Below are 280 nucleotides of genomic sequence, written 5' to 3'. Positions count from 1 at the left end.
TGTAGTGGCATAGTTAATTTGGCCACCCATTAAGAAAGAAATGTTATGCTAATAAGCATACAAATTTGGGTGAAAAAATGACGAAATTAACACGCGCAACGTATTCTGCTGCAATCAAATTAGAAACAGCTCAGCTTGTAGTTGATCAAGGCTACACGCAAGAAGATGCAGCTAAAGCTATGGGGGTTGGTAAATCAACTGTAAGTAAGTGGGTAACTCAATTAAAGCAAGAACGGAATGGCCAGTCCCCATTGGCTTCACCAATGACGCCTGAACAAAT

General features: G+C 40.4%; 1 protein-coding gene. It reads left to right on the top strand.

Annotated elements, in window-relative coordinates; genetic code table 11:
• Positions 1-77: 77 nt before the first annotated feature.
• A partial coding sequence (locus H5115_RS20035; protein ID WP_182756992.1) for a transposase occupies positions 78-280 on the top strand: 203 nt, incomplete at its 3' end.

It is taken from the genome of Pseudoalteromonas sp. SR44-2, assembly GCF_014163745.1.
Classification (GTDB): Bacteria; Pseudomonadota; Gammaproteobacteria; order Enterobacterales; family Alteromonadaceae; genus Pseudoalteromonas; species Pseudoalteromonas distincta.
This window is presented reverse-complemented; position numbering and strand designations above follow the sequence as displayed.